Annotated in this window: 24 protein-coding genes; 17 read left to right on the top strand and 7 right to left on the bottom strand. The window is 64.7% G+C overall.

Going from position 1 to position 25,080, the window contains the following annotated elements; genetic code table 11:
* Nucleotides 1-37: 37 nt before the first annotated feature.
* On the bottom strand, nt 38-505 hold the full coding sequence (locus AC3ANW_RS18395) for a hypothetical protein (protein ID WP_488342276.1): 468 nt from the start codon (nt 503-505) through the stop codon (nt 38-40).
* Nucleotides 506-742: 237 nt separating this feature from the next.
* On the opposite strand from AC3ANW_RS18395, the gene AC3ANW_RS18390 reads away from it, so the two are divergent.
* The 4 genes from AC3ANW_RS18390 to AC3ANW_RS18375 are packed head-to-tail and all read left to right on the top strand — an operon-like array spanning nt 743 to nt 4,725.
* Nucleotides 743-1,633, top strand: a complete 891-nt coding sequence (locus AC3ANW_RS18390; protein WP_488342275.1) for an isocitrate lyase/PEP mutase family protein — start codon at nt 743-745, stop codon at nt 1,631-1,633.
* Nucleotides 1,634-1,642: 9 nt separating this feature from the next.
* The gene (gene leuC, locus AC3ANW_RS18385; protein ID WP_488342274.1) at nt 1,643-3,076 is read left to right on the top strand and encodes a 3-isopropylmalate dehydratase large subunit; all 1,434 of its coding nucleotides are present in this window, start codon (nt 1,643-1,645) and stop codon (nt 3,074-3,076) included.
* Complete coding sequence (leuD, locus tag AC3ANW_RS18380) at nt 3,076-3,693, top strand: 3-isopropylmalate dehydratase small subunit (RefSeq protein WP_488342273.1); 618 nt, start codon at nt 3,076-3,078, stop codon at nt 3,691-3,693. Before leuC ends, leuD begins: the two co-directional genes overlap by 1 nt.
* Before the next feature lie 39 nt (nt 3,694-3,732).
* On the top strand, nt 3,733-4,725 hold the full coding sequence (locus AC3ANW_RS18375) for a tripartite tricarboxylate transporter substrate binding protein (protein WP_488342272.1): 993 nt from the start codon (nt 3,733-3,735) through the stop codon (nt 4,723-4,725).
* A gap of 15 nt (nt 4,726-4,740) precedes the next feature.
* On the opposite strand, the gene AC3ANW_RS18370 is transcribed toward AC3ANW_RS18375, so the two are convergent.
* Together AC3ANW_RS18370 and metK are read right to left on the bottom strand one after the other, a co-directional pair.
* Nucleotides 4,741-5,004 carry a hypothetical protein gene (locus AC3ANW_RS18370; RefSeq protein WP_488342271.1) on the bottom strand — a complete coding sequence of 88 codons (264 nt, stop codon included), beginning with the start codon at nt 5,002-5,004 and terminating at the stop codon, nt 4,741-4,743.
* A 76-nt stretch (nt 5,005-5,080) separates the two neighbouring features.
* Nucleotides 5,081-6,262 (bottom strand): methionine adenosyltransferase, encoded by a 1,182-nt coding sequence (gene metK, locus AC3ANW_RS18365; RefSeq protein WP_488342270.1) that lies wholly within the window; start codon nt 6,260-6,262, stop codon nt 5,081-5,083.
* Between the two features lie 222 nt (nt 6,263-6,484).
* Here metK and AC3ANW_RS18360 point away from each other — a divergent pair, with 222 nt between their 5' ends.
* Complete coding sequence (locus tag AC3ANW_RS18360) at nt 6,485-7,339, top strand: lysophospholipid acyltransferase family protein (protein WP_488342269.1); 855 nt, start codon at nt 6,485-6,487, stop codon at nt 7,337-7,339.
* Nucleotides 7,336-8,199, top strand: a complete 864-nt coding sequence (locus tag AC3ANW_RS18355) for a lysophospholipid acyltransferase family protein (RefSeq protein WP_488342268.1) — start codon at nt 7,336-7,338, stop codon at nt 8,197-8,199. The genes AC3ANW_RS18360 and AC3ANW_RS18355 overlap by 4 nt, the downstream gene beginning before the upstream one ends.
* Here the strand turns inward: AC3ANW_RS18355 and yihA are convergent.
* A complete protein-coding gene (gene yihA, locus AC3ANW_RS18350) occupies nt 8,196-8,978 on the bottom strand; it encodes a ribosome biogenesis GTP-binding protein YihA/YsxC (protein WP_488342267.1) in 783 nt (260 codons plus the stop codon). The genes AC3ANW_RS18355 and yihA overlap by 4 nt on opposite strands.
* A gap of 196 nt (nt 8,979-9,174) precedes the next feature.
* Here yihA and AC3ANW_RS18345 point away from each other — a divergent pair, with 196 nt between their 5' ends.
* The 5 genes from AC3ANW_RS18345 to msrQ all read left to right on the top strand — a co-directional run bounded on the left by AC3ANW_RS18345 (nt 9,175) and on the right by msrQ (nt 15,262).
* Complete coding sequence (locus AC3ANW_RS18345; RefSeq protein WP_488345462.1) at nt 9,175-9,783, top strand: c-type cytochrome; 609 nt, start codon at nt 9,175-9,177, stop codon at nt 9,781-9,783.
* Nucleotides 9,784-9,928: 145 nt separating this feature from the next.
* A complete protein-coding gene (locus AC3ANW_RS18340; protein ID WP_488342266.1) occupies nt 9,929-12,094 on the top strand; it encodes a cytochrome c biogenesis protein ResB in 2,166 nt (721 codons plus the stop codon).
* A gap of 16 nt (nt 12,095-12,110) precedes the next feature.
* A complete protein-coding gene (gene ccsB / locus AC3ANW_RS18335) occupies nt 12,111-13,475 on the top strand; it encodes a c-type cytochrome biogenesis protein CcsB (protein ID WP_488342265.1) in 1,365 nt (454 codons plus the stop codon).
* A gap of 113 nt (nt 13,476-13,588) precedes the next feature.
* Nucleotides 13,589-14,587 carry a protein-methionine-sulfoxide reductase catalytic subunit MsrP gene (msrP, locus tag AC3ANW_RS18330; RefSeq protein WP_488342264.1) on the top strand — a complete coding sequence of 333 codons (999 nt, stop codon included), beginning with the start codon at nt 13,589-13,591 and terminating at the stop codon, nt 14,585-14,587.
* 15 nt (nt 14,588-14,602) lie between these two features.
* On the top strand, nt 14,603-15,262 hold the full coding sequence (msrQ, locus tag AC3ANW_RS18325; RefSeq protein ID WP_488342263.1) for a protein-methionine-sulfoxide reductase heme-binding subunit MsrQ: 660 nt from the start codon (nt 14,603-14,605) through the stop codon (nt 15,260-15,262).
* Between the two features lie 15 nt (nt 15,263-15,277).
* Here msrQ and lysA read toward each other — a convergent pair whose 3' ends face one another.
* Both lysA and lptM read right to left on the bottom strand, forming a co-directional pair.
* Complete coding sequence (gene lysA / locus AC3ANW_RS18320; protein ID WP_488342262.1) at nt 15,278-16,561, bottom strand: diaminopimelate decarboxylase; 1,284 nt, start codon at nt 16,559-16,561, stop codon at nt 15,278-15,280.
* Between the two features lie 65 nt (nt 16,562-16,626).
* Nucleotides 16,627-16,887 (bottom strand): LPS translocon maturation chaperone LptM, encoded by a 261-nt coding sequence (gene lptM / locus AC3ANW_RS18315; protein WP_488342261.1) that lies wholly within the window; start codon nt 16,885-16,887, stop codon nt 16,627-16,629.
* Between the two features lie 45 nt (nt 16,888-16,932).
* Between lptM and cyaY the strand changes: the two genes are divergently transcribed.
* Entirely contained in the window at nt 16,933-17,256 is a 324-nt protein-coding gene (cyaY, locus tag AC3ANW_RS18310) for an iron donor protein CyaY (RefSeq protein WP_488342260.1), read from the top strand.
* Between the two features lie 6 nt (nt 17,257-17,262).
* Here the strand turns inward: cyaY and AC3ANW_RS18305 are convergent, their stop codons facing one another.
* Nucleotides 17,263-19,716 (bottom strand): penicillin-binding protein 1A, encoded by a 2,454-nt coding sequence (locus AC3ANW_RS18305; RefSeq protein ID WP_488342259.1) that lies wholly within the window; start codon nt 19,714-19,716, stop codon nt 17,263-17,265.
* A gap of 261 nt (nt 19,717-19,977) precedes the next feature.
* Between AC3ANW_RS18305 and AC3ANW_RS18300 the strand changes: the two genes are divergently transcribed.
* The 5 genes from AC3ANW_RS18300 to AC3ANW_RS18280 are packed head-to-tail and all read left to right on the top strand — an operon-like array spanning nt 19,978 to nt 25,072.
* On the top strand, nt 19,978-21,048 hold the full coding sequence (locus AC3ANW_RS18300) for a pilus assembly protein PilM (protein WP_488345461.1): 1,071 nt from the start codon (nt 19,978-19,980) through the stop codon (nt 21,046-21,048).
* Nucleotides 21,045-21,698, top strand: a complete 654-nt coding sequence (locus AC3ANW_RS18295; protein WP_488342258.1) for a PilN domain-containing protein — start codon at nt 21,045-21,047, stop codon at nt 21,696-21,698. Before AC3ANW_RS18300 ends, AC3ANW_RS18295 begins: the two co-directional genes overlap by 4 nt.
* A gap of 13 nt (nt 21,699-21,711) precedes the next feature.
* Nucleotides 21,712-22,380 (top strand): type IV pilus inner membrane component PilO, encoded by a 669-nt coding sequence (locus tag AC3ANW_RS18290; protein WP_488342257.1) that lies wholly within the window; start codon nt 21,712-21,714, stop codon nt 22,378-22,380.
* Nucleotides 22,377-22,913 carry a pilus assembly protein PilP gene (locus tag AC3ANW_RS18285; protein WP_488342256.1) on the top strand — a complete coding sequence of 179 codons (537 nt, stop codon included), beginning with the start codon at nt 22,377-22,379 and terminating at the stop codon, nt 22,911-22,913. Before AC3ANW_RS18290 ends, AC3ANW_RS18285 begins: the two co-directional genes overlap by 4 nt.
* Nucleotides 22,910-25,072, top strand: a complete 2,163-nt coding sequence (locus AC3ANW_RS18280; RefSeq protein ID WP_488342255.1) for a type IV pilus secretin PilQ — start codon at nt 22,910-22,912, stop codon at nt 25,070-25,072. Before AC3ANW_RS18285 ends, AC3ANW_RS18280 begins: the two co-directional genes overlap by 4 nt.
* The last annotated feature ends 8 nt before the right edge of the window (nt 25,073-25,080 follow it).

Raw genomic sequence — 25,080 nt, 5'->3', positions numbered from 1 at the left:
AACGCCGCCCATCGGGCGGCGTTTTGCTCGAGGCCCCTTACTTGGCGGCGACGGGCGGAATCAGACCGATGTTCGGCGTGCCTTCCTTGTCGTCACGGCGGTCGAAGCTGGTCTGCCGAGCCGTCACCAGACGAATCCATTCCGGGTAGGTGTAGGCGGTGCCCTTGTTGTGGTCGATGATGGCGCCGATGCCGCCGCCCAGGAGAATGTTGCCGGCCATGCCACCGTTGGCACGCGAAATGGAAGTGCCCCCGGCATCCGCTACGCCGTCCTTGGAGCACAGTATCTGCAGGTCCTTGGAAGAACGGCGCACTTGCGCGGTGCCCGGGGTCGTCACGGTATGCGAGCCGTAGTCGTTTTCATATTTGCACTGCATAGCCTTGACTTCGGTGCCGTCGGCCGCATAGGTCTCGAAACGCACCGGATGGGTGGTGTCGTTGACGATGCTGGCGCATCCGGACAGCAGAGAAACGGCGGCGAGTGCCGCGACGGTGATGGACTTCATGATCTCCCTCCAAGGAATGTCGATTTTTTGTGTACCGCGCCTGAAAGGGCGGGCGACAGTTTGTAACGCTTAAATCGGTCGACATTCGTCCATCGGTTGGGTAACTGTTTAGGGCTTTTGTGAGGGTCTGCTCTTCATCGTCAAAATTTTTCACTTGGCGATGAGATAAATATCGATATTCGGCTTGCAAGGCAGCCGGTAGATTGGGCCGATTACAAGCGACCGGAGACAAGCGCCTTGACCGCCACCCCACTCGAATCCACCCCCGCACAAACCTTCAAGCAGCGCCTGGAGAATCCATCCGCCGTACTGGCACCGGGCGTATATGACGCGCTCACCGCACTCATCGCCGAGCAGGCTGGTTTCGAGGCGCTCTACCTTTCGGGTGGCGCGGTGGCGTACAGCCAGTTCGGCCGTTCCGATGTCGGCCTGACCACGGCCAAGGAAGCGGTCGACGTGCTGGCCCGCATCACCGACCGGGTGCGCACCCCGGTCATCGTCGATGGCGACACCGGTTTCGGCAACGCGCTGAACGTGCAGCGCACCGTTCGCGATTTCGAACGTGCCGGCGCCGCCATGATCCAGCTGGAAGACCAGACCTTCCCCAAGAAATGCGGCCACCTGGAGAACAAGTCGCTGGTGTCGACCGCCGAGATGTGCGGCAAGCTGCACGCCGCGCTCGACGCCCGGCATTCGGACCAGACGCTGATCCTGGCGCGCACCGACGCCGTTGCGGTGGAAGGCCTCGATGCCGCCATCGACCGGGCCGAGGCCTACTTCGCCTGCGGAGTGGATGCGCTCTTCATCGAGGCCGTCTACAGCGCGGCCGAGATGGACCGTGTGTGCGGCATCTTCGCGGGCCGGATCCCCATGCTGGCCAACATGGTCGAAGGCGGCAAGACACCGATCCAGAGTGCGGACGAACTGAGCGGCCGTGGCTACCGCATCGTCATCTTCCCGGGCGGAACCGCCCGTTTCGCGGCACGGCAGTTGCAGCGTTATTACGGCAGCCTCAAACAGCACGGCACCACCGCGCCGATGAAGGGCGAGATGTTCGACTTCGACCAGCTCAACGCCTTGATCGGCACCCCCGAACTGCTGGCGCTGGGCAACAAGTACCAGGGTTGAGGCGTTTCCATGACGGCCGAACCGAAACCGCAGAGCCTGTTCGACAAGCTCTGGAACAGCCACGTCATCGCACAACGTGAAGACGGCGCCAGCCTCGTCTGGGTGGATCGCCACTATGTGCAGGAAGGTTCCTTCCATGCCTTCAACAAGGTGCGCGAACGGGGCGAGACGGTCGCCCGTCCTGACCTCACCGTCGCCATCGCCGACCACTACGTGCCCACTCGCGGGCGTGGCCGACCAATGGCGGGCGGTGCTGCCAATGCCGAACTGGCGCGGATGATGGACCAGCTGGGTGCCAACGCCGCGCAGTTCGGCATCCGCCACTACGGCATGGACCATTCCTGGCAGGGCATCTGCCATGTGGTCGGGCCCGAATTGGGCATGACCCTCCCCGGCCTGCTGGTGGTGGAGGGTGACAGCCACACATCCACCCATGGGGCTCTAGGTGCCTGGGCTTTTGGTGTCGGCGCCTCGGAAGTGGCGCATGTGCTGATGACCCAGACCCTGTGGCAGAAACGCCCGCGCCAGTTGCGGGTGCGCATCGAAGGTTCGCTGGCACCGGGGATCTCGGCCAAGGACATGGCGCTGACGGTGGTGGCACGGCTGGGCGCCGACGGCGCGGTCGGCCATGTCATCGAATACGCCGGTTCCGCAGTGCGAGCGCTGAGCGTTGAAGGGCGCATGACCCTGTGCAACATGTCCATCGAATCGGGCGCCCGCTGCGGCCTGGTGGCGCCCGACCAGGTCACGCTCGACTATGTGCGCGGCCGGCCGTTCGCACCACAGGGCGAGGCATTCGACCGGGCCGCCGCACAGTGGCTGGCGCTGGCCGGCGATGCCGACGCGGTGTTCGACCGCGAGGTGCTGATCGACGCCGCCGACATCGCCCCGACCGTGACCTGGGGCACCACACCCGAGGACGCCCTGGCCATCGATGCCGTCGTGCCCGACCCGGACCGTCTGGCCGATGCATCGCGCGCCGGCCATGTGCGGGACGCCATCGACTACATGGGGCTGAGTGCCGGCATGCCGCTGACCGGCATCGTGATCGACCGGGTGTTCATCGGCTCCTGCACCAACGCACGCATCGAAGACCTGCGCGCCGCCGCCGCCGTGCTGGAGGGGCGCCGCAGCAAAGTGCCCGGCCTGGTGTCGCCCGGATCCACCCTGGTGCAGCGGCAGGCCGAGCAGGAGGGACTGGACCGGGTCTTCATCGGCGCCGGGCTGGAGTGGGGCGGTTCGGGTTGTTCGATGTGTGCCGCCATGAACGGCGACACGTTGCAGGCCGGGCAGCGCTGCGCATCGACCACCAACCGCAACTTCAAGGGCAGGCAGGGACTCGGTTCCCGCACCCACCTGATGTCGCCCGCCATGGTGGCCGCCGCGGCGGTCGCAGGCCGTCTGGTCGACGTCCGTTCGCTGGCCGGGGAGGCGGTTGCCTGATGGAAGCTTTTGTCCGCGTCACATCGGTGGCCTGCGCGCTGCCGCAAATCAATATCGACACAGACCAGGTGCTGCCCGCGCGTTTCATGAAGCAGCCGCGCACCGCACCGGAAGGTTATGCGCCCTATCTTTTCCACGACCTGCGGCGCGGTGCCGACGGTACGTTCGAATCGGGTTTTGCGCTCAACGACCCGAAAAACGCCAGTGCGAAGTTCATCGCGGCGCGCCGCAACTTCGGCAGCGGATCATCGCGCGAGGCGGCCGTCTACGCGTTGGTGGATGCCGGCATCCGCTGTGTGATCGCGCCTTCGCATGGCGACATCTTCGCGGCCAACGCGGTCAACAACGGCCTGGTGCCGGCCCGTGTCGAAGAGACCGAAATGGAGAAGCTGCTGGCGCTGCTGGCGCCCGGCGGCGTCGAGACCGTGGTGGATCTGGAGGCCTGCACCGTCGGCGCCGCTGGGCAGAGCTTTGCCTTCCACATCGACCCGGTCTGGCGTTTGCGATTGCTCAATGGCTGGGACGACATCGACATCACCCGCAGCTTCAGGCCCCAGGTCGCCGAGTGGCTGGAAGGCGATGGTTTGCGACGACCCTGGGCGCAGCTGCCAGCCTGAAACCGCAGCGACGGACATCCAAAAGAAAGAGACAAGACGATGCACATGCACATTCATAACAAACGCCGGACCCTCGGCCTGCTGGCCGCTTCAGCCCTGTTGCCGCTGGCTGCCTTCGCCCAGCCGGCAGCAGCGGTCAACTGGGCGGGCAAACCCATCCGGCTCATCGTCGGCGCAACGCCGGGTGGCAGCACCGACATCATCGCCCGCGCGGTCGGGCAGGAGATGTCTGTGCTGCTCGGCACCCCGGTGCTGGTAGAGAATCGCGCCGGTGCGGGCGGCAACATCGCGGCCGAGACCGTGGCCAAATCCGCGCCGGACGGCCACACGCTGCTGCTCAGCTACAGCAGTCACACCATCAACGCCGGCCTGTTTCCCAAGCTGCCCTACGACACGGTGAAGGACTTCACGCCGATCTCCATGGTGGCGACGGCTCCTGCCCTGCTGGTCGTGTCGCCGTCTCTGCCTGTGGGCAACGTGGCGGAACTCATCGCGTACTCCAAGAAGAACCCCGGCAAGCTGAGCTTCGGCATCGGTGGGGTCGGTTCGTCGTTGCACATGGCGAGCGAGCAATGCAAGATGGTCACCGGAGCCGACATCGTCAACGTGCCCTACAAGGGCACCGCACCCGCCCTGGCCGACCTGCTGGGCGGGCATGTGCAGGTCATGTTTTCGTCCATCGGCAACGTGCTTCCGCACATCAAAACCGGCAAGGTAAAGCTGCTGGCGACGACCGGCGTCAAACGCATGACCGAGTTTCCGGAAGTCCCGACAGTCGGCGAAACCGTCAAGGGTTTCGAATCGACTGCCTGGTGGGGGGTATTCGGTCCGGCCCGGCTGCCTGCACCGGTGGTGGCGGCGCTCAACGCCGCAGTGGTGAAAGCCGTGGCATCGAAGGAAGTCCAGACGCGTTTCGAATTGGACGCACTCGACGGCGTGGGCGGCACGCCCGAGGCCCTGGGCGACTTCGTCGCCAGGGACATCGTGCGCTGGAAGCAGGTCGTCAAGGCGACCGGCGCCACGCCGGAATAGGTCCGGCCGGACAGATCAGAAGTTGCGTTCGCGCGGTTCGTTGCTGCGCGAGAGTTGTTCGGACGGTGCCTCCACCTTCCCGCTATCCCCGCCCTTGGCATGGGTCGTGCCGCCCTGGCGGGTGTTGTTGCCGGTGCCGGAATAGATTTCGTCGTCGTCGAAATTGACGGCGACCCGGTCCGAGGCCGAGCCGCCATCGACCCTGCCTCCGGGCAGGGCGCCCTCGTCGGATGGGCCGACGGAGTCGGTGGTGCGTTCGATGGTGGTTTTCTGGTTCATGGTGAATCTCCTGTCGGTGGGAACAGCAGATACCTTCAAACCGCCGACGCCGGGCCAGTGTCGGACAAGACCGCCCTTACAGGCCTGCCGCTGCCTTGAGCAGTTCCACCTTGTCCGTTTTCTCCCAGCTGAATTCCGGCTCTTCACGGCCGAAGTGGCCATAGGCCGCCGTCTTCTGATAGATCGGGCGCAGCAGGTCGAGCATCTGGATGATGCCCTTCGGCCGCAGGTCGAAATGCGCTTCGACCAGTTTGGCGATCTCGTCGTCCGGAATCACGCCGGTGCCTTCGGTGTATACGGTGATGTTCATCGGTTTGGCCACACCGATGGCATAAGCCACCTGGATCTGGCACTGGCGCGCCAGGCCGGCGGCGACGATGTTCTTGGCCACGTAACGCGCGGCATAAGCGGCAGAACGATCGACCTTGGACGGGTCCTTGCCGCTGAAGGCGCCACCGCCGTGCGGGCAGGCGCCGCCGTAGGTGTCGACGATGATCTTGCGACCGGTCAGGCCGCAGTCGCCCTGCGGGCCGCCGATGACAAAACGGCCGGTCGGGTTGATCAGGTACTTGGTGTCCTGCAGCCATTCCTTGGGCAGCACCGGCTTGATGATTTCCTCGATCACCGACTCGATGAAACTGTCCTTCATCTTCTTGGGCGTCTCGCTCTGGTCGGGGCTGTGCTGCGTGGACAGCACCACGGTGTCGATGCTGTGCGGCTTGCCGTCGACATACCGCATGGTGACCTGGCTCTTGGCGTCGGGACGCAGGAAAGGCAGCCGGCCGTCCTTGCGCAGCTGGGCCTGGCGCTCCACCAGCCGGTGGGCGTAATAGATGGGCGCGGGCATCAGCTCGGGCGTTTCGTCGCAGGCATAACCGAACATCAGGCCCTGGTCGCCGGCACCGGTGTTCAGGTGATCGTCGGACGCGTGGTCCACGCCCTGGGCGATGTCGTTGGACTGCTTGTCGTAGGCCACCATGACGGCGCAGCCCTTGTAGTCGATGCCGTATTCGGTGTTGTCGTAGCCGATGCGTTTGATGGTGTCGCGCGCGACCTGGATGTAGTCGACATGCGCGTTGGTGGTGATCTCGCCGGCCAGCACGACGAGGCCGGTGTTGGTCAGGGTTTCGGCAGCGACCCGGCTCAGCGGGTCCTGTTCGAAGATGGCGTCGAGGATGGCGTCGGAGATCTGGTCGGCGACCTTGTCGGGGTGGCCTTCGGAAACAGATTCGGATGTAAAGAGAAAGTCGTTCGCCATGTTTGAATAAACTCCGGGGTTGCGAGGCTGGTTGGGCGCTGCCCAGGCCTCTCGGAGCTGTGGCGAACGCTTTAGCAGTTGTGTTTAACGTCGCCCTGCAAGTTGCTCAAATTAACTCGGCGACCTGCACATTCTAGCCAAACGAGGCGCAAACGATTGCGCCAGTCACGCCGGCTTACCTTTCTGTCCTTGCTTTCTTCCACCCTTCAGCATCGGGTTCACTTGCGTCGGCTTCTCTCTCATGCACCGCTCGGTTTGCTGCATGCCCTGGGTGTTTTCCTCGGCTGGAGCGCCTTCCTGCTGTCTGCCAGTTATCGGCGGCGTTTCATCGCCAACGCGTCGCTGGGCGGCTATCGGTTCGCGGTCGTGCGCGGCGCGGTGGCGCATGCCGGCCGCATGGTGGCCGAGCTGCCCCGCATGTGGTGGGGCCCGGTGCCGCGCTGGACCTGGAACGACGGCGGCTGCATCGCCGAGGCCTTCGCCGCGGGACGCGGCATCCTGTTCCTCACACCGCACATGGGTGGGTTCGAGCTGTCGCCGCAAGCCCTGGCGGCCGACTACGGCCCGGACCACGGCCCGATGACGGTGCTGTACCGGCCAGCCCGGCAGCCGTGGCTGGCGCGGCTGATGGCGACCGCCCGTTCGCGTCCCTTCCTGGAGGCGGTGCCCACCACGCTGTCCGGTGTGCGCGGCCTGCTGCGGGCGCTGCGCCGCGGCGAGGCCGTGGGCCTGCTGCCCGACCAGGTGCCACCCGAGGGCATGGGTGTCTGGGTGCCGTTCTTCGGCCAGCCGGCCTATACGATGACCCTGGCCGCGCGCCTGGCCCAGCAGTCGGGCGCCACCGTGTTGCTGGCCTGGACCGAGCGGCTGCCATGGGGCCGTGGATTCGTGGTGCATGTGAGCGCCCGGACCGCCCCCCTGCCGGACGACCTGGCAGCCGCCACGGCCGCCCTCAATACCGACATGGAAGACATGATCCGCCTCCGCCCAGACCAATACCTTTGGGGCTACGCCCGCTACAAGAAACCCCGCGCAATGTCGGCCATGTCAGTTCCGCAAGAGGCGTCGCCGCCATGAGCCGGCTGGGCATCTATCTCATGCAGCGCAGCGCCTGCCTGCCGCTGCGCTGGGTGCGCGCCATCGGCTGGCTACTGGGGCAACTGCTGTTCCTGCTGGTGGCGTCGCGCCGCAAGGTCGTGTGGACCAACCTGGCCCTCTGTTTCCCGGAAATGGCCGCGGGCGAACGCCGCAAGCTGGCGCGCCGCACATTCGTGGCTTTCGGGCAGTCGTGGATGGACCGGGGATGGCTGTGGCATGCCCCGCCGGAAGTAGTGGCTCGGCGGCTCCATCTGGTCGGCGCGCTAGATGAACTTGAAGGCGACGAGCCCACCATTCTTTTCGCTCCGCATTTCTACGGACTGGACGCGGCGGCCACGGCCATCGCGATCCGGATTCCGCGCCGCTATACCTCGATCTACACCCAGCAGGCCGATCCGGTGGTGGACGAATGGATCCGCAACGGGCGCCTGCGTTTCGGTGACTGCCGGGTGTTCTCGCGCACGACCGGCCTGAAGGAAATCGTGGCTTCGCTGCGGGGCGGCGACGTTTTCTACCTGCTGCCCGACATGGACTTCGGACCGTCGGATTCGGTCTTCGTGCCTTTCTTCGGTGTGCCCGCGGCCACGCTGCCGTCAGTGCCGCGTTTCGCCCGGCTGGGCCGTGCCAAGGTCATCACAGTGCTGCCGCGCATCACGCCGCAGGGCTACACGGTGGAACTGATGCCGGCCTGGAAGGATTTTCCCGGCGACGATGCGGTGGCCGATACCGCGCTGATGAACCGCCGGCTCGAAGGCTTCATCGCCACCATGCCCGAGCAGTACTACTGGGTGCACAAACGATTCAAGACACGTCCGCCGGGCGACCAAGGCGTCTATTAGTCGGCGGAAGACGGTCCTGCGTCGGGTGCGGCGGTGTCGGAACCGTCTGTGTCCGCTGCTTCGGCCTGCACGGCAGCCTGCCGGGCGGCGTTTTCGGCTGTGGCTTCTTCCACCCATTTGCGGATGTGCAACGCAGCCTCGTCGACACCCTTGCGTTTGAGCGCCGAGAACAGCATGGCGTGGCCGCCGCCGGCATTGAGTTTCGCGATCTGCAGCGCCTTTTCGGCCTCCAGGCGGGTGAGTTTGTCGGCCTTGGTCAGCAGCAGCAGGAACTTCAGGCCTTCTTCGGCGACACGTGGCCGGATGAGTTCGAGCAGCAGTTCGTCGAGTTCGGTCAGGCCCAGGCGCGGGTCGCAGAGCAGCACCACGCCGGTGAGGTTTTCACGGCTGGCCAGGTATTGGCCCATCACGCGTTGCCAGCGGATCTTGTCCTGCATGGGCACGGCGGCATAACCGTAGCCGGGCAGGTCGGCCAGGATGGCGTCGGTGCTGCCCTGGCGGCCCAGGGAGAAGAGGTTGATGTGCTGGGTGCGGCCCGGTTTCTTGGATGCGAACGCCAGCTGTTTCTGCTGCGCCAGCGTGTTGATGCAGGTCGACTTGCCGGCGTTGGAGCGTCCGACGAAGGCGATCTCGGGCAGTTCGAGATGGGGCAGGTGGTGCAGTTGGGCGGCGGTGGTCAAAAAACGCGCGGTGTGCATCCAGCCCATGGCGGCCTTGGCCTCGGCATCGGCAACGGTGGCCTGGCCGTCGTAGCGCACGGGTGGTCGGATAGAAGTCATGGGTGGTGGATGCAGGACGCGGATGCGGCCGGGGGCAGGGAAACTGAGGGGGCCGCTCCAGGGTAAACCGGGCTTGCGGCAAGGGTGCCCATTGTAGAATCATGGGGTTTTGCGCTCATAAGAAGAGACCCTCGATATGAAGATGTCCGTCTTGCTGCAAGCCACGCAAGCCACACTGGGAGCCTGTGTGTTGCTGATGTCCCTGCTGTCGGTTTCGCCGGCAAGGGCCGCAGAAGGGGCGCCGGCCACGGCTCAGAAGGCCGCCAGGCCCGACCTGGCGAAGGGCGAAGCCAGCTACACGGCGGTCTGCGCGGCCTGCCACGGTGCCGACGGCAATTCGTCCGTGCCGGCACAGCCCAAACTGGCGAGCCAGCACCCCGAATACCTGGTCAAGCAACTGCGTGAATTCAAGGCCGGCACCCGCAAGAACGCGGTCATGCAGGGTTTTGCGGCGGCGCTGTCCGAAGACGACATGCACAACATCTCGTTCTGGGTTGCCAGCAAGGCTCCCAAGACCGGTTTCGCCAAGGAAAAAGGCCTGGTGGCGCTGGGCGAGAAGATCTGGCGTGGCGGCATCGCCGACCGGCAGGTTCCGGCCTGCGCCAGCTGCCACAGCCCGAACGGTGCAGGTCTGCCCGCCCAATACCCGCGACTCTCCGGCCAGCATGCCGACTACACCGTCGCCCAGCTCACGGCATTCCGCGACGGCGTGCGCAACAACAATGCGGTCATGACGGGCGTGGCTGCCAAGCTCAACGACCGCGAGATCAAGGCGTTGGGCGATTACGTCGCCGGGTTGCGCTGATCTTTTTTGCGTTCGCAACGGCGCGTGCGGGTGAACTAATCCGCAGGCGGCACACTCAAGCATCTGGTTACGGGTTTCCACCATTGGCGACCCGTTCTTTTTCGCCCTGGTTTTCCAGGCTCTGGTCTTCTAGTTCCCGTCCTCCATGTCCGTTTCCACTCACGGCATCCGCGTCCATTCCGGGTCGCAATTCCTGCGTTCCGGAGTCGAGCTGCTGTCGTCGATGCGGTTTGCCATTTCGCTGCTCAGCGTCATCTGCATCGCCTCGGTCATCGGCACCGTGCTGCAACAGCAGCAGCCTTACGGCAACTACGTCAACCAGTTCGGCCCGTTCTGGGCCGAGGTGTTCGACGCTGCCTCGCTCTACCGGGTGTACAGCGCCTGGTGGTTCTTGCTGATCCTGGCCTTCCTGGTCACCAGCACCTCGCTATGCATTGCCCGCAGCGCGCCGCGCATCCTGGCCGACCTGCAGGTCTACCGGGAAGACATGCGGGTGCAGGGGCTGCGCGCCTTCGCCCACCGCGCCGAGGGCAGTCTGACCGACTCTCCGCAGGCCGCGGCGCAGCGCCTCGGCGGAGCGCTGGCGGGTGCCGGCTGGAAAGTCAAGCTGCAGGAGCGTCCGGGCACCGGCTGGATGATTGCCGCGAAGGCCGGCCGCGCCAACAAGCTGGGTTACATCGCCGCCCACAGCGCCATCGTGCTGGTCTGCATCGGCGGGCTGCTCGACGGCGACCTGGTGGTGCGTGCGCAGATGCTGCTGCACGGCAAGACCGCATACGGCGGCGGCGGCATGATCGCCGATGTCGCGCCGCAGCACCGCCTGTCGCCTTCCAATCCCACCTTCCGCGGCAACCTGCTGGTGTCCGAAGGCACGCAGTCCAGCACCGCCATCCTCAACCAGGCCGACGGCATCGTGGTGCAGGACCTGCCGTTTTCCATCGAGCTGAAGAAGTTCGTGGTGGAGCATTACTCCACCGGCATGCCCAAGCTGTTCGCCAGCGACATCGTCATCCATGACCGGGAGACCGGCCAATCGCGCAGTGCCCGGGTCGAGGTGAACCATCCGGTCAGCTGGCGGGGCGTGGAAATCTACCAGTCGAGTTTCGACGACGGCGGCTCGAAGGTGAAACTCAAGGCGGTGCCGATGCATGCAGGCACGGCGGCCGACTTCGAGGTCAACGGCACCATCGGCGGCAGCACCGCGCTCGACCAGGGCGGCAATAACGAAAAGGGCGGCGGCAAACTGACGCTCGAATACGCCTCGCTGCGCACCATCAACGTCGAGAACTTCGGCAAGGGCGGCGACAACGGTTCGGGCGCGGCGGGCGATGGCGGCCCGGTCGACGTGCGCAAGGTCGACCTGCGCCAGGCCGTCGAATCCCGCATGGGCGCACCCAACAGGCCCAATGCCGACCGGTCGCTGCGCAACGTCGGTCCCAGCATCGTCTACCGCCTGCGCGATGCCGCCGGCCAGGCGATCGAATACCAGAACTACATGTTGCCGGTAGAACTGGGCGACGGTGTGCCGGTGTTTTTGTTCGGCACCCGGTCCGACGTGGCCGACGCCTTCCGTTACCTGCGCCTGCCGGCCGACGAGGACGGCAGTCTCGACGCCTTCCTTCGCCTGCGTGCCGCGCTGGCCGATCCGGTCAGGCGCGAGGCGGCCGTCCAGCGTTATGCGGCTGCTTCGGTGGATGCCGCCCGGCCCGAGCTGGTCGCGCAATTGCAGGCGTCGGCATCGCGGGCGCTCGCCTTGTTCGCCGGAAATCCGCAGGCCGCGGAGGGAAGCTCCGAACGCAATGGGGGCCTGCAGGCGGTGTCGGCCTTCATGGAAACCAACGTCCCCGAGGCCGAACGTGCCCGCGCTGGCGAGGTGCTGGTGCGCATCCTCAACGGGGCCTTGTTCGAATTGCTGCAGCAAAGCCGGAAGGACGCCGGCAAGCCGCCGCTGGATGCCGGCGACGCCGCCGCGCGTGCCTTCATGACGCAGTCGGTGCTGTCGCTGGGCGACATGGCGCTCTATCCGGCGCCCATGGCGTTCCGCCTGGAAGACTTCCAGCAGGTGCAGGCCAGCGTGTTCCAGGTGACCCGCGCGCCCGGCCGCATCGTGGTCTACACCGGTTGTGTGTTCCTGATCGCCGGGGTGTTTGCGATGCTGTTCATCCGGGAGCGGCGTCTATGGCTTTGGCTGGCGCCGGATGCGCAGGGCGGTTCGACCGCGACCATGGCCCTGTCGGCGAACCGCAAGACGCTCGACGGCGACCGCGAATTCGAGCGCCTGCGCGAGCGTCTGCTCGGTGCTGCCACCTGATACGGAGTGATCGACGATGAATACCAGTACAAGCACCACGACAACGTCCCCGACCGGCCCCCGCACCTACACACTCGAATCGGGTTTCTTCGCCCGCCGCAGCGTGTTCGACTGGGTCTTCGCGCTGATGGTGGCGGCCGGCGGCCTGTTCACCCTGCAGCGTTACGGCGCCTTCATGGACGTCTATGAAAAGGGCATCCTGCTGGCGGCAATTCCCTTCTTCGCCTGGCTGGGCTGGTTCTGGCGGCCGCTGCGCAAGCTGATGCTGGCGGTGGCGCTGCTGTCGCTGCTCGCGCTGGCGTCTTACCAGACCGGTGGCGAAGGCCAGCTGGAGCAGGCCGACAAGGTGTTCTGGCTCAAATATTTCCTGTCGAGCCAGTCCGCCATCCTGTGGATGAGCGTGCTGTTCTGCATGAGCACCGTCTTCTACTGGATCGGCATGCTGTCCAAAGGCGAGGGCACGGCCATGTCGCTGGTGGGCACGCGGCTGGCCTGGGTGGCGATCACCATGGCGCTCACCGGCACCATGGTGCGCTGGTACGAGAGCTACCTCATCGGCGCCGACATCGGCCACATTCCGGTCAGCAACCTGTACGAGGTGTTCGTGCTGTTCTGCTGGCTCACCACCACCTTCTACCTGTATTACGAAGACCATTACAAGACCCGGGCGCTGGGTGCCTTCGTCATGCTGGTGGTGACCGGCGCCGTGGGTTTCCTGCTCTGGTACACGGTGGCGCGGGAAGCGCAGGAAATCCAGCCGCTGGTGCCGGCCCTCAAAAGCTGGTGGATGAAACTCCACGTGCCGGCCAACTTCATCGGCTACGGCACCTTCGCACTGTCGGCGATGGTGGCCTTTGCATACCTCATCAAGCAGCAGGCCGGCGAGACCCGGCTGGTCAAGCTGGCGCCGTTGTGGCTGCTGGGTATCGTTCTGTGTTTCGAGCCCATCGTTTTCCGCAAGACGGCAGGCAACAACGGCAGCGCCTACTGGATGGTGTATTTCGGCGTGTCGGCGCTGATCGTCGCGGCCATCATGTTCGGCCGCAAACGCATCGCCGCCAAGTTGCCGCCGTTACCGGTGCTGGACGACATGATGTACAAGGCCATCGCCGTCGGTTTTGCGTTCTTCACCATCGCCACCGTGCTGGGCGCGCTGTGGGCGGCAGAGGCCTGGGGCGGCTACTGGAGCTGGGATCCGAAGGAAACGTGGGCGCTGATCGTCTGGCTCAACTACGCGGCGTGGCTGCACATGAGGCTGATGAAGGGCTTGCGCGGCGTGGTGTCGGCCTGGTGGGCGCTGGGTGGGCTGGCGGTTACCACCTTCGCTTTCCTGGGCGTCAACATGTTCCTGTCGGGTTTGCACAGCTACGGGACCTTGTAACGGAAATTTGAAGTTTCGAAACCGGTCGGCCCGACGCTGCGTAGTCAAAATAGTGGCTCGGAGGAAAACCCTTCGTTCTACCCATTTCAACGGTTCCACCGAAGAGGCTGCCCATGCTCATCCGCTCACGCGACGACGGTTTCGACCATCCCCACTCCAGCGACATCACACCTCAGGCCGTCTATGAAGACCGTCGCCGGATGATGAAACTGGCTGCCGGTGGTGCCGCCGGCACCGTGCTGGCGACCTGGGCCGGCCGCCAGGCAATGGCGCAAACCGCGGCTCCCGGCAAGCTGCCGGCGCTGGCCGGAATCCAGTCCAGGGTCGATGGCGCCCAGGCCATGGAAAAGGCGACCGAATACAAGGACGCCAGCACCTACAACAATTACTACGAGTTCGGCACCGACAAGTCCGATCCGGCCAAAAACGCCCACACCCTGAAAACCCGGCCCTGGTCGGTGGCGGTCGAGGGCCTCGTCAAGAAACCCGGCAACTTCAACATCGAAGATCTGCTGAAACTCAGCCCGCAGGAAGACCGGATCTACCGCCTGCGCTGTGTCGAAGGCTGGTCGATGGTGATTCCGTGGGTGGGTTATTCGCTGGCCGAACTCATCAAGAAGGTCGAGCCGCTGGGCAATGCCAAGTACGTCGAGTTCCTGACGCTGGCCGACCCGAAGACCATGCCTTTCGTCGGCTCGCGTGTGCTTGACTGGCCGTATGCCGAAGGCCTGCGCATGGACGAGGCCATGCACCCGCTGACCATGCTCACCTTCGGCATGTACGGCGAAGTCCTGCCCAACCAGAACGGCGCGCCGGTGCGGCTGGTCGTGCCATGGAAGTACGGCTTCAAAAGCGCCAAGTCCATCGTCAAGATCCGTTTTGTCGAGCAGCAGCCGGGCACTGCGTGGAACAAGGCGGCATCGAACGAATACGGTTTCTATTCCAACGTGAATCCGAACGTGGACCATCCGCGCTGGAGCCAGGCCACCGAACGCCGCATCGGCGACGGTGGCGGCCTGTTCGCCAAGCGCCGCAAGACGGAGATGTTCAACGGCTACGAAGCGCAGGTCGGCAAGCTGTATGCCGGCATGGACCTCAAGAAGAACTTCTGATCACCGTCCCCGCGCATGAACAAGCTGTTGCTCAACCCCGTCACCAAGCCGCTGGTTTTCCTGTTGTGCCTGGGGCCGTTCGCCTGGCTGGTGTACGGCGCTCTGGCCGATGCGCTGGGCGCCAACCCGGCCGAGGCGCTGGTGCGTTCCACCGGCGACTGGACCCTGCGTTTCATCTGCATCGTGCTGGCGGTGACGCCGCTGCGGGTGATCACCGGCTGGAACGGCCTGGCGCGTTTTCGCCGCATGTTCGGCCTGTACGTCTATTTTTACGTCGTGCTGCACCTGTTCTGCTATTCGTGGTTCGACATGGGCCTGGATGTCGGGGAGATCCTCAAGGACATCGCCAAGCGGCCATTCATCCTGGTCGGGTTCGCCGCCTTCGTGCTGCTGACGCCGCTGGCCGCGACCTCGTTCAACAAGGCCATCAAGACGCTGGGTGCCAAACGCTGGCAAACGCTGCACAAGCTGGTCTACCTGATCGCCGGCCTGGGCTTGCTGCACTTTTTCTGGATGCGGGCCGGCAAGAACAACTTCAATGAGGTGTTCATCTACGCCGGCATCATCGGTGTGCTGCTGCTGTGGCGCGTCTGGTATGCGTTGGTCGGCAATAAACGCAAGCAGGCCCAGGCCCTGGCGGCCGCCCAGGCACGCAAGGCCCGGCCTGCCGCCTGAGGGCGTCAGGCAATTTCAGCCGGCGAGCTTTTCGCCGCGCATCTGGTCTTCGGCCGTTTCCCGTTGGCGGATCAGGGTGGAGGCGCTGCCGTCCACCAGCACCTCGGCGCCACGGCCTCGGGTGTTGTAGTTGCTGGCCATGCTCATGCAGTACGCACCGGCAGACAGCACCGCCAGGTGGTCGCCCGGCTGGACCGCCAGTTGGCGGTCCCGGCCCAGCCAGTCACCGCTTTCGCAGACGGGGCCGACCACATCGGCGGTCACGCTCGTGGCACCGGCCGCTGGCAGTCGCAAGGGAACGATGGCGTGATAGGCCTGGTACATCGCCGGCCGCGGCAGGTCGTTCATGGCGGCATCGACGATGCAGAAGTTCTTGTGTTCGCCAGGCTTGTTGTAGAGCACTTCGGTCAGGCACACGCCGGCGTTGCCCACCAGGGAACGGCCGGGTTCCACCATCAGTTGGCGGTCGCCGTAACCCCTTGCGTCGAGCTTGGCCAGCAGCTTTGCCCACAGGGCGTCGGCCGCCGGCGGCGTGTCGCCCTGGTAGTCGATGCCCAGGCCGCCGCCGAAGTCGATGTGATGCAGTGGAATGCCGGCCGCCTCGATGGAAGCGACCAGATCGAGCACCCGGTTCATGGCATCGAGATAAGGCGTTTCCTCGGTGATCTGGGAACCGATGTGACAGTCGATGCCCGCGATCTTCAGGCCGGGCAGGGCGGCGGCATGCTGATAGACGGCCAGTGCCCGTTCGTGGGCGATGCCGAACTTGTTGCCCTTCAGGCCGGTGGAAATGTAGGGGTGCGTTTTGGGGTCGATGTTCGGGTTGACGCGGATGCTGATGGGCGCCACCTTGCCCGCGGCCAGCGCCACCGCATTCAGCACGTCGATCTCGGATTCGCTTTCGACATTGAAGCAGCCGATGCCGGCCTCCAGCGCCTCGCGCATCTCGCCGGGAGTCTTGCCGACGCCCGAGAAGATGACCCTCGAAGCCGTGCCTCCGGCAGCCAGCACACGGCGCAACTCGCCGCCCGAGACGATGTCGAAGCCGCAACCGGCACGGGCAAAAACCTGCAGGACGCCCAGGGTCGAGTTGGCCTTCATGGCATAGCAGATCTGCACCTTGCGGCCGGCAAATCCGCGCTGGTAGGCGGCCAGTGCCTGCAGCATCGCCGCCTTGGAATAGACGTAGAGCGGCGTACCGTGGGTCGAGGCCAGACCGGCCAGCGGAACGTCCTCCAGGAACAGCGCGTCACCGCGATAGGCGAGTTGGGGGGCGCCGGGCAGCGTGGGTGGAATCATGGCTTGGACAACGGTGGCGGGAATCGAGAACGAAAAGATCAGGCAGACTGGCAGGGCGGCTACCGCTATTCCTGCATGGTGCTTTCGGGCACGAGGTCGGTCGGCGTGGGCGGCGCGATGATCGCTGGCGCCTGGGGCACGACATCGGCGGGACCGATGGCCTGGGCCGGTTTGGCAGGAGAGGCGTCCCGGGTTCGGGCCCAGTCGGGGCGAAGGGTCTGTGTCAGCGGGGCACGTTGCCTGGCGGCCGGCTCGGTGGGCATGAACAGGCTGCCTTTCTGGCCGCAGCCGGCCATGGCGGCCGCCCCGGCAACAAGGACTATCACCCTGACTAGAATTTGCGGGACTTTCAACATCAGCGGATTGTAGTAATGACCGACCTCGAGTATCAGACCCTTGCCGAGCAGCTGCTGGGCCACGTCGAGGCCTGCTGCGACCGATTCAACGACGAGACCGATGCCGACATCGACGCACAACGCTCCGGCGGCATGGTCACCCTGGTATTTGCCAACCGCAGCCAGATCGTGCTGAACCAGCAGAAGCCGCTGCACGAACTTTGGCTTGCGGCCAAGTCGGGCGGCTACCACTTCAAGTGGGTCGACGGCGCATGGACCGACACCAAGGGCCAGGGCGAGATGCTGCAGATCCTCACCCGCGAGGCGACGGCCCAGTCGGGCCTGTCGCTGGTGTTCTGAAATCGGTCAGCGGAACAGGTCCAGGATCTTGCTGCGCTCCTCGCTGGGCGGCGGCGCAGCCGGTGCCACGGCATCGGCCGAGGCGCCCGGCGTGCCGGGCGCGTCGCCCGCACCACCGCCCAGGCTCGGAATGCCGCCGCTGCGGGCGTATTCCTCGTAGAACCATTCGCCGCCGTTGTTCACCACGCCGGCCGGCGGTTCGTATTCCTTCACCGGCACGCCCTGCAGTGCGTATTCCATGAAGCTCAGCCAGACCGGCATGCTCAGGCCGCCGCCCGTCTCTCGGTCGCCCATGTTGCGCGGAGTGTCGTACCCGATCCAGGCAATGGCGGCCAGGGTGGGCTGAAAGCCGGCGAACCAGGCATCCATCGAATCGTTGGTGGTGCCGGTCTTGCCATAGATGTCAGGACGTTTCAGCGTGGCCTGGGTGCGGGCGGCGGTGCCGTTACGAGCCACCGAGTTCAGCAGACTGTCCATGATGAATGCGTTGCGCGGCTCGATCACCTGGTTGCTGGCGTCCAGCGCAGGCGGTTTGGTTTCGAGCAGCACGCGTCCCTTGGGGTCGGTGACCTTGGCGATCAGCCAGGGGCTGAGCCGGTGCCCGCCGTTGGCGAACACCGAATAGGCCGCCGCCATCTGCATCGGCGTGACCGAGCCGGCGCCGAGCGCCATCGGCAGGTAGGCCGGGTGCCTTTCCTTGTCGAAGCCGAAACGGGTGATCCAGTCCTGTGCGTATTTGGTGCCGATGGACTGCAGGATGCGGATGGACACCAGGTTCTTCGACTTCTCCAGCGCCCGGCGCATCGACATCGGGCCGTCGAAACCACCGCCGTAGTTCTTGGGTTCCCACGGCTGGCCGCCGGTGGTGCCGGCATCGAAATAGAGCGGAGCGTCGTTGATGACGGTGGCCGGTGTGAACCCCTTTTCGAGCGCGGCCGAATAGATGAATGGCTTGAAGCTGGAGCCCGGCTGGCGCCAGGCCTGGGTCACGTGGTTGAACTTGTTCTTGCCGAAGTCGAAGCCGCCGACCAGCGCCTTGAGCGCGCCGCTGCGCGGGTCGATGGCAACGAAGGCGCCTTCGATCTCGGGGATCTGGGTAATTTCCCAGGTGCCCTTGGTGGTCCGTACCACCCGGATCACCGCGCCGCGGCGGATGCGGATGTTGGGGCCGGCCTTGTCGTTCAAGCCCGACTGGGCCGGCTTCAGGCCGTCGCCGGTGACCTCGACCCGGTCGCCATCGGCGCGCACGGCGACGATGCGTTTGGGGCCGGCTTCCAGCACCACGGCCGAGAGAACGTCGCCGTTGTCGGGATGGTCGGCGAGGGCCTCGTCGACGGCTTCGTCGACTTCCTTTGGGTCCGAAGGCAGGTTGATGAATTGTTCCGGGCCGCGGTAGATCTGGCGGCGCTCGTAATCCATCAGGCCGCGGCGCAGTGCCTTATAGGCGACTTCCTGGTCGCCGGCGCTGACGGTGGTGTAGACATTCAGTCCTCGTGTATAGGCGTCGTTGCCGTATTGGTTGAACACGATCTGCCTCACCATTTCAGCGATGTATTCGGCATGTACACGCGTACTGTCGTTATTGCCCCGCAGGTGCAGTTCTTCTTCTTTGGCCGTGGCCGCCTGGTCCCGGTTGATGAAGCCGTTCTCGGCCATGCGGTTGATGATGTAGAGCTGGCGCTCCCGTGCACGCCGCGGATTGTTGATGGGGTTGTTGGCAGTGGGTGCCTTGGGCAGGCCGGCCAGCATGGCGGCCTCGGCGATGCTGATCTTTTGCAGCGGCTTGCCGAAATAGGCTTCGGATGCCGCGGCGAAACCATAGGCGCGGTTGCCCAGGTAGATCTGGTTCATGTAGATCTCGAGGATCTGGTCCTTCGAGAGCATGTGTTCCAGCTTGAGCGTCAGCAATATTTCGTAGATCTTGCGGGTGAAGGTCTTTTCGGACGAAAGGTAGACGTTGCGTGCCACCTGCATGGTGATGGTGGACGCGCCCTGGCTCTTGGCCCGGTTGACGTTGGCGAGGCCGGCACGCAGCACGCCGACATAGTCGACACCGCCGTGGTTGTAGAACCGGGCGTCCTCGGCGGCCAGCACGGCGTCTTTCATCACCTGGGGGATGTCACCGATGGGTGTCAGATTGCGGCGCTCTTCGCCGAACTCGCCCAGCAAGGCTCCTTCGGTCGAAAAGACCCGAAGCGGCAGTTTGGGCCGGTAATCGGCCAGGTCGGAAATGTCGGGAAGGTTGGGGTAGGCAACAGCCAGTGCGACGCCCACGGTCAATGCCGCAGCAGCGACCAAGGCTGCCACCACGCCCACCAGGCCCAGCGCGATGCGCAGCAGCCAGGACCACCAGGGCCGCGGCCTGCGTGGTTTGGCACTCGTGCGATTGGACCTGGAAGAAGTGTTGTCGGAGGATCTGGAAGCGTTGGGTTCGCGTGGATCGCGGGGTTCGGTGGCCATGGCGTCTCGCGTAAGGGAACCCGGCATTATAGAAATCGAAGGGATTCCGCATGCATATTCCTGGGCCTGAAAGCACACGAGTGTGTCAGCGTGTGTGACCACTTCCGTGGACACGGGCGCGACCGCTGTTGTTTTGGCGCAGCGTGTGTTTACGCTCGTTGGTACCCAATTGGACGCCCGTTCAAACGGTGCTGATAGGATTGAGATTGCCGTTAGCTTTTTGTTTCATAAACTGTCCGAGCAGGTGCCTCATTGATCTCGCTGGCTTTGCCTTTTAGCCGTCAGGCCGCGCCGCTCCTGGGCATCGACATCAGCTCGTCCAGCATCAAGCTGGTGGAGCTGGGTCGGTCCAAGGACGGAACGCTGGTGCTCGAACGATGCGCCATCGAGGTGCTCGAAAAGGGCTGGATCGTCGATGGCAACGTCGAGCGTTTCGACGATGTCTCCGAAGCCCTGCGGCGCCTGGTCAAGAAGAGCGGCACCCGTACCCGCAACGCGGCGCTGGCGCTGCCTCCCTCTGCCGTCATCACCAAGAAGATCACCTTGCCGGCAGGGCTCAACGAACATGAGCTCGAAGTGCAGGTCGAGTCCGAAGCCAGTCAGTACATCCCTTTCTCGCTCGACGAGGTGAGCCTCGATTTCTGCGTGATCGGCCCGAGCGCCGGTTCGGTCGAGGACATCGAGGTGCTGATCGCAGCCTCGCGCAAGGAAAAGGTCCAGGACCGTCAGGGGCTGGCCGAAGCCGCCGGCCTCAAGCCCCAGGTACTCGATATCGAATCCTTCGCCGCACGCCTTTCGGCCGGCCGGCTGATCGAGACCCTGCCGAACGGCAAGGACGCCATGGTCGCGTTGCTCAAGATCGGCGGCGTCGGCAGCAGCATGCAGGTCATGCGCAACGACGAGGTCGTCTATGAACGCGACCAGGCCTTCGGCGGCGCACAACTCACGCAGCTGATCGTGCGCCAATACGGTTTTTCGGTCGAAGAGGCCGAACTGAAGAAACGCAATGCCGAACTGCCGGACGACTATGCCAACGCGGTACTGGCGCCTTTCGTCGAAAGCATGGCGGCGGAAGTCAGCCGCGCCCTGCAGTTCTTCTTCACCAGCTCCACCTACAACCGCATCGATCACATCCTATTGTGCGGAGGCTCCGCCGCGCTTCCCGGTCTGCCGGCTGCCATATCCCTGCAGTCCGGCGTGAGCTGTTCGGTGGCCAACCCGTTCGAGGGCATGACGATCGGCTCGGGCGTGCGTTCTTCGGCGCGCACCTTGCGTGACGCGTCTTCCTATCTCACTGCCTGTGGCCTGGCCATGCGGAGGTTCCTGCAGTGATCCTGATCAATCTGCTGCCGCACCGTGAAGCGGCGCGCAAGAAGCGTCGAGAGGCCTTCAATGCCGCGGTCGGCGCTTCGGTCGTGGTGGGGGGGCTGCTGGCGGGTGGCATCTACCTGTATTTCCAGGCGCGCCTCGACAACCAGTCGGGTCGCAATGCCGCGCTGCAGGGCGCCATCACCGTACTCGACAAACAAATCAAGGACATCGCCACCATCGAAGCCGAGATCACCGCCCTGCGGGCCCGGCAGAAGGCGGTGGAAGACCTCCAGTCCGACCGCAACCTGCAGGTCTACCTGCTCAACGAACTGGTGCGCCAGTTGCCTGACGGGGTCTACCTGACCGACATGCGGCAGGTGGACCAGACCATCACCCTCAAGGGCTCGGCGCAGTCCAACGAGCGTGTGTCGGAGTTGCTGCGGAACCTCGGCAACAACACGCCTTATTTCGCCAAGCCGCAACTGATAGAGATCGTTACCGGCTCCGTTTCCCTCGGCCCGCGCGACCAGCGGCGGGTTGCCAATTTCACGATTTCGGTGCGTTTGCTGCGATCCAGCGAGGTCCAGGCCGCTGCCACGGCGGCAAGCGCGGCTGGCGGCCCGGCCGCATCGACCGCTCCGGCGCCCGCCGCAGCGGCACCCGCACGTTAAAGGACGCACTGCCATGGCAACCCCGTCCCTTCCCAGGCTCGACCTCGCCGAGCTTTCCTACAAGCTTCAAAGCCAGTTCCGCGGGCTCGATCCCAAGGATCCCTCGCAGTGGCCCGGCATTCCGCGGGCGCTGCTCTACATGGTCATCGCGCTGGCGGTCATCGGTGGCGCCTGGTATGCGTATCTCAGCGACTTCCAGGCCGAACTCGATGCTTCGGTGGCCCAGGAAGAAGTCTTGCGCACCAGCTACACGACCAAGCTGGCTAAGGCGACCAACCTGGATGCGCTGAAGAAGCAGCGCGAGCAGATCAGCGTCTACGTGACCCAGCTCGAAAAGCAGCTGCCGAGCAAGGCTGAAATGGACGCCCTGCTGTCCGACATCAACCAGGCCGGCCTGGGCCGCAGTCTGCAATTCGAACTTTTCCGGCCGGGCAGCGTGCAGGTGCGCGACTATTACGCCGAGTTGCCCATCCAGGTGCGTGTCACCGGCAAATACCACGACATGGGCGCCTTCACCTCCGATGTTGCGCACCTGTCGCGCATCGTCACGCTCGACAACCTGTCCATCTCCCCGGCCAAGGACGGCATGCTGGCCATGGACGTCACCGCCCGCACTTTCCGCTACCTCGACCAGGACGAGATCGAAGCGCAACGCAAGGCTGCGGCCGGAGCCAAGAAATGAAGGTCTGGACCCTGGCTTTCTGCCTGCTGCCCCTGCTCGCCGCCTGTGGTGACGCGGTCGACGACGACCTGAGCACCTGGATGGCCGAACAAAAGGCCGCAGCCAAACCGCGGGTGCCACCGCTGAGTCCACCCAAGCAGTTCACGCCGGCCGACTACACCCAGCGCGAAGCGGTCGATCCGTTCAGTGCCGAGAAACTCACCCAGGCGCTGCAGCGGGACACCACTCGCACTACCGTCAATACAGCCTTGCTCGCGCCCGAACTGGTGCGTCGCAAGGAGCCGCTCGAATCCTATCCGCTGGACGCCCTGAGCATGGTCGGCAGCCTTCAGAAAGACCGTCAGCCGGCGGCTCTGGTCAAGGTCGGAACCCTGCTGTACCAGGTACGGGTGGGTGAACACCTTGGGCAGAACTATGGGCGGGTAACCGCCATCACCGAAACAGAAACGCGCATCCGCGAGGTCGTTCAGGACCCGGGCGGCGATTGGGTTGAACGCAATACGAGCCTGCAGCTTCAGGAGACTACGAAATGAATCAAGGCTACGGGCGTATTCGAAACCTTCTGCGCGGCCTGACGGCACTGCTGCTGGGAAGCCTGGTCGGCATGGCGGCATGGGGCCAGACGAGCATTCAGTCGATGACCGCGTTTGCACAGGGAGCGGGTGAACTGCTGCGGATCGATTTTTCGACACCGCCCGCTGCACTGCCTACCGGTTTCGCGATCCAGTCGCCGGCACGTATCGCGCTCGACTTTCCCGGCGCCGTCAACGGCCTGGGCCGTTCCTCGGTCGAACTGAACCAGGGCAACCTGCGTTCGGCCACGGTGGTCGAGGCCGGCGATCGCAGCCGGGTGGTGCTCAACCTGCGTCGCCCGACCGCCTACACCGCACGCATCGAGGGCAACACCCTGCTGGTGTCGCTCGAGCCTTCAGCCGCCGGCGCTGCAGCGCTGACCCCGCGCCCGTCATTTGCCGAAAACACGGCGAGCGATGTCGAACCGTTGCGCGACATCGATTTTCGCCGCTCCGACGAGGCGGTGGGCCGCATCGTGGTCACACTGCCGAACAACAAGGTCGGCGTCGACCTGCGCCAGCAAGGCGGCAGCCTGGTGGTCGAGTTCCTCAAGTCGTCTTTGCCCGAAGGCCTGCGGCGCCGTATGGACGTTGCCGATTTCGGCACTCCGGTCCAGCTGATCACCACATCGCAACTGGGTGACCGGGTGCGCATGACCATCGAACCCCGTGGCGACTGGGAGCACAGCGCCTATCAGAGCGATACGCAGTTCGTGGTGGAAGTCCGGCCCAAGAAGGTCGACCTGACAAAACTCACCCAGGGTCCGGGTTTCTCGGGCGATCGCCTTTCGCTCAATTTCCAGAACATTGACGTGCGCTCCCTGCTGCAGGTGATCGCCGATTTCACCAATTTCAACATCGTCACGTCCGACACCGTCGTCGGCTCGCTCACGTTGCGCCTGAAGGACGTGCCCTGGGACCAGGCCCTGCAGATCATCATGGATGCCAAGGGCCTGGGCATGCGCAAGAACGGCACCGTGCTGTGGATCGCACCCAAAGACGAGATCGATTCACGCACCCGCAAGGACCTGGAAGCGCAGCAGGCCATCCAGAACCTGGAGCCGTTGCGCACGCAAGCCTTCCAGCTCAACTACGCCAAGGCCACCGACATGGTGGGCCAGTTGCTGGGCGTGGCAGTAGGCGGCGCCGGCGGTGTGAGCGGCATCGGTGGTGTCAGCGGCAACAACGCGCGGTTCCTGTCGACCCGCGGCAGTGTCATTGCCGAGCCGCGCACCAACCAGCTTTTCGTCACCGACACCGCCGAGAAGATCCGCCAGGTGCAGGAACTCATCGCCCGGCTCGACAAGGCCGTGCGGCAGGTGCTGATCGAGGCCCGCATCGTCGAAGCGTCTGACACCTTCAGCCGTTCGCTGGGTGTGAAGCTGGGCAGTTCGGACCTGCGTACCCAGCAGGGCGGCACATCCGGTTATTCACTGGGCGGTGGCAACCGGCTGGCGGTCGGCACGACCTATAACAACGTCGTCGCCACCACCGGCGCGGGCGGTACGGTCGACACCACCTCCAACTTCGTCAACCTGCCGGCCACCACGGCCACGGGTACCAGTGCCGCGACGTTCGCGCTGTCGATCTTCAATGCATCGGCCAACCGTTTCCTGAACCTGGAATTGTCGGCACTCGAAGCGGACGGCAAGGGAAAGCTGGTGTCCAGCCCGCGCATCGTCACCGCCGACCAGACCAAGGCGCTGATCGAGCAGGGCACCGAGTTCCCCTACCAGCAGGCCACGGCCAGCGGCGCGACTTCGGTGGCTTTCCGCAAGGCCAACCTGAAGCTGGAGGTCACGCCGCAGATCACGCCGGAAGGCAACATCATCCTGGACCTGGACATCAACAAGGACTCGCGTGGCGAGACCACCACCGCGGGTATCGCCATCGACACCAAACACATCAAGACCCAGGTCCTGGTGGAAAACGGCGGCACGGTGGTCATCGGCGGCATCTTCGAACTGACCCAGACGACCACCATCAACAAGGTTCCGTTCCTGGGCGACATCCCGTTCGCGGGCGTGCTGTTCCGTAACAGCGCCAATGTGAACAACAAGACGGAAATGCTGGTGTTCATCACGCCGAAGATGATCACGGACCAGAACGCGGCGCGCTGACAGCACGC

The organism is Xylophilus sp. PBN-3R (assembly GCF_057747805.1).
Note: the sequence above shows the minus strand (reverse complement) of the source record. Positions and strands in the feature narration are given on the sequence as shown.

Coding starts and splice junctions, on each gene's coding strand:
- AC3ANW_RS18375 (WP_488342272.1), top strand. CDS start 3,733: ATGCACATGCACATTCATAACAAACGCCGGACCCTCGGCCTGCTGGCC.
- msrP (WP_488342264.1), top strand. CDS start 13,589: ATGCTCATCCGCTCACGCGACGACGGTTTCGACCATCCCCACTCCAGC.
- metK (WP_488342270.1), bottom strand. CDS start 6,262: ATGGCGAACGACTTTCTCTTTACATCCGAATCTGTTTCCGAAGGCCAC.
- AC3ANW_RS18305 (WP_488342259.1), bottom strand. CDS start 19,716: ATGGCCACCGAACCCCGCGATCCACGCGAACCCAACGCTTCCAGATCC.
- AC3ANW_RS18355 (WP_488342268.1), top strand. CDS start 7,336: ATGAGCCGGCTGGGCATCTATCTCATGCAGCGCAGCGCCTGCCTGCCG.
- AC3ANW_RS18290 (WP_488342257.1), top strand. CDS start 21,712: ATGGCAACCCCGTCCCTTCCCAGGCTCGACCTCGCCGAGCTTTCCTAC.
- leuC (WP_488342274.1), top strand. CDS start 1,643: ATGACGGCCGAACCGAAACCGCAGAGCCTGTTCGACAAGCTCTGGAAC.
- cyaY (WP_488342260.1), top strand. CDS start 16,933: ATGACCGACCTCGAGTATCAGACCCTTGCCGAGCAGCTGCTGGGCCAC.
- leuD (WP_488342273.1), top strand. CDS start 3,076: ATGGAAGCTTTTGTCCGCGTCACATCGGTGGCCTGCGCGCTGCCGCAA.
- msrQ (WP_488342263.1), top strand. CDS start 14,603: ATGAACAAGCTGTTGCTCAACCCCGTCACCAAGCCGCTGGTTTTCCTG.
- ccsB (WP_488342265.1), top strand. CDS start 12,111: ATGAATACCAGTACAAGCACCACGACAACGTCCCCGACCGGCCCCCGC.
- AC3ANW_RS18285 (WP_488342256.1), top strand. CDS start 22,377: ATGAAGGTCTGGACCCTGGCTTTCTGCCTGCTGCCCCTGCTCGCCGCC.
- AC3ANW_RS18345 (WP_488345462.1), top strand. CDS start 9,175: ATGTCCCTGCTGTCGGTTTCGCCGGCAAGGGCCGCAGAAGGGGCGCCG.
- AC3ANW_RS18280 (WP_488342255.1), top strand. CDS start 22,910: ATGAATCAAGGCTACGGGCGTATTCGAAACCTTCTGCGCGGCCTGACG.
- yihA (WP_488342267.1), bottom strand. CDS start 8,978: ATGACTTCTATCCGACCACCCGTGCGCTACGACGGCCAGGCCACCGTT.
- AC3ANW_RS18370 (WP_488342271.1), bottom strand. CDS start 5,004: ATGAACCAGAAAACCACCATCGAACGCACCACCGACTCCGTCGGCCCA.
- AC3ANW_RS18395 (WP_488342276.1), bottom strand. CDS start 505: ATGAAGTCCATCACCGTCGCGGCACTCGCCGCCGTTTCTCTGCTGTCC.
- lysA (WP_488342262.1), bottom strand. CDS start 16,561: ATGATTCCACCCACGCTGCCCGGCGCCCCCCAACTCGCCTATCGCGGT.
- AC3ANW_RS18340 (WP_488342266.1), top strand. CDS start 9,929: ATGTCCGTTTCCACTCACGGCATCCGCGTCCATTCCGGGTCGCAATTC.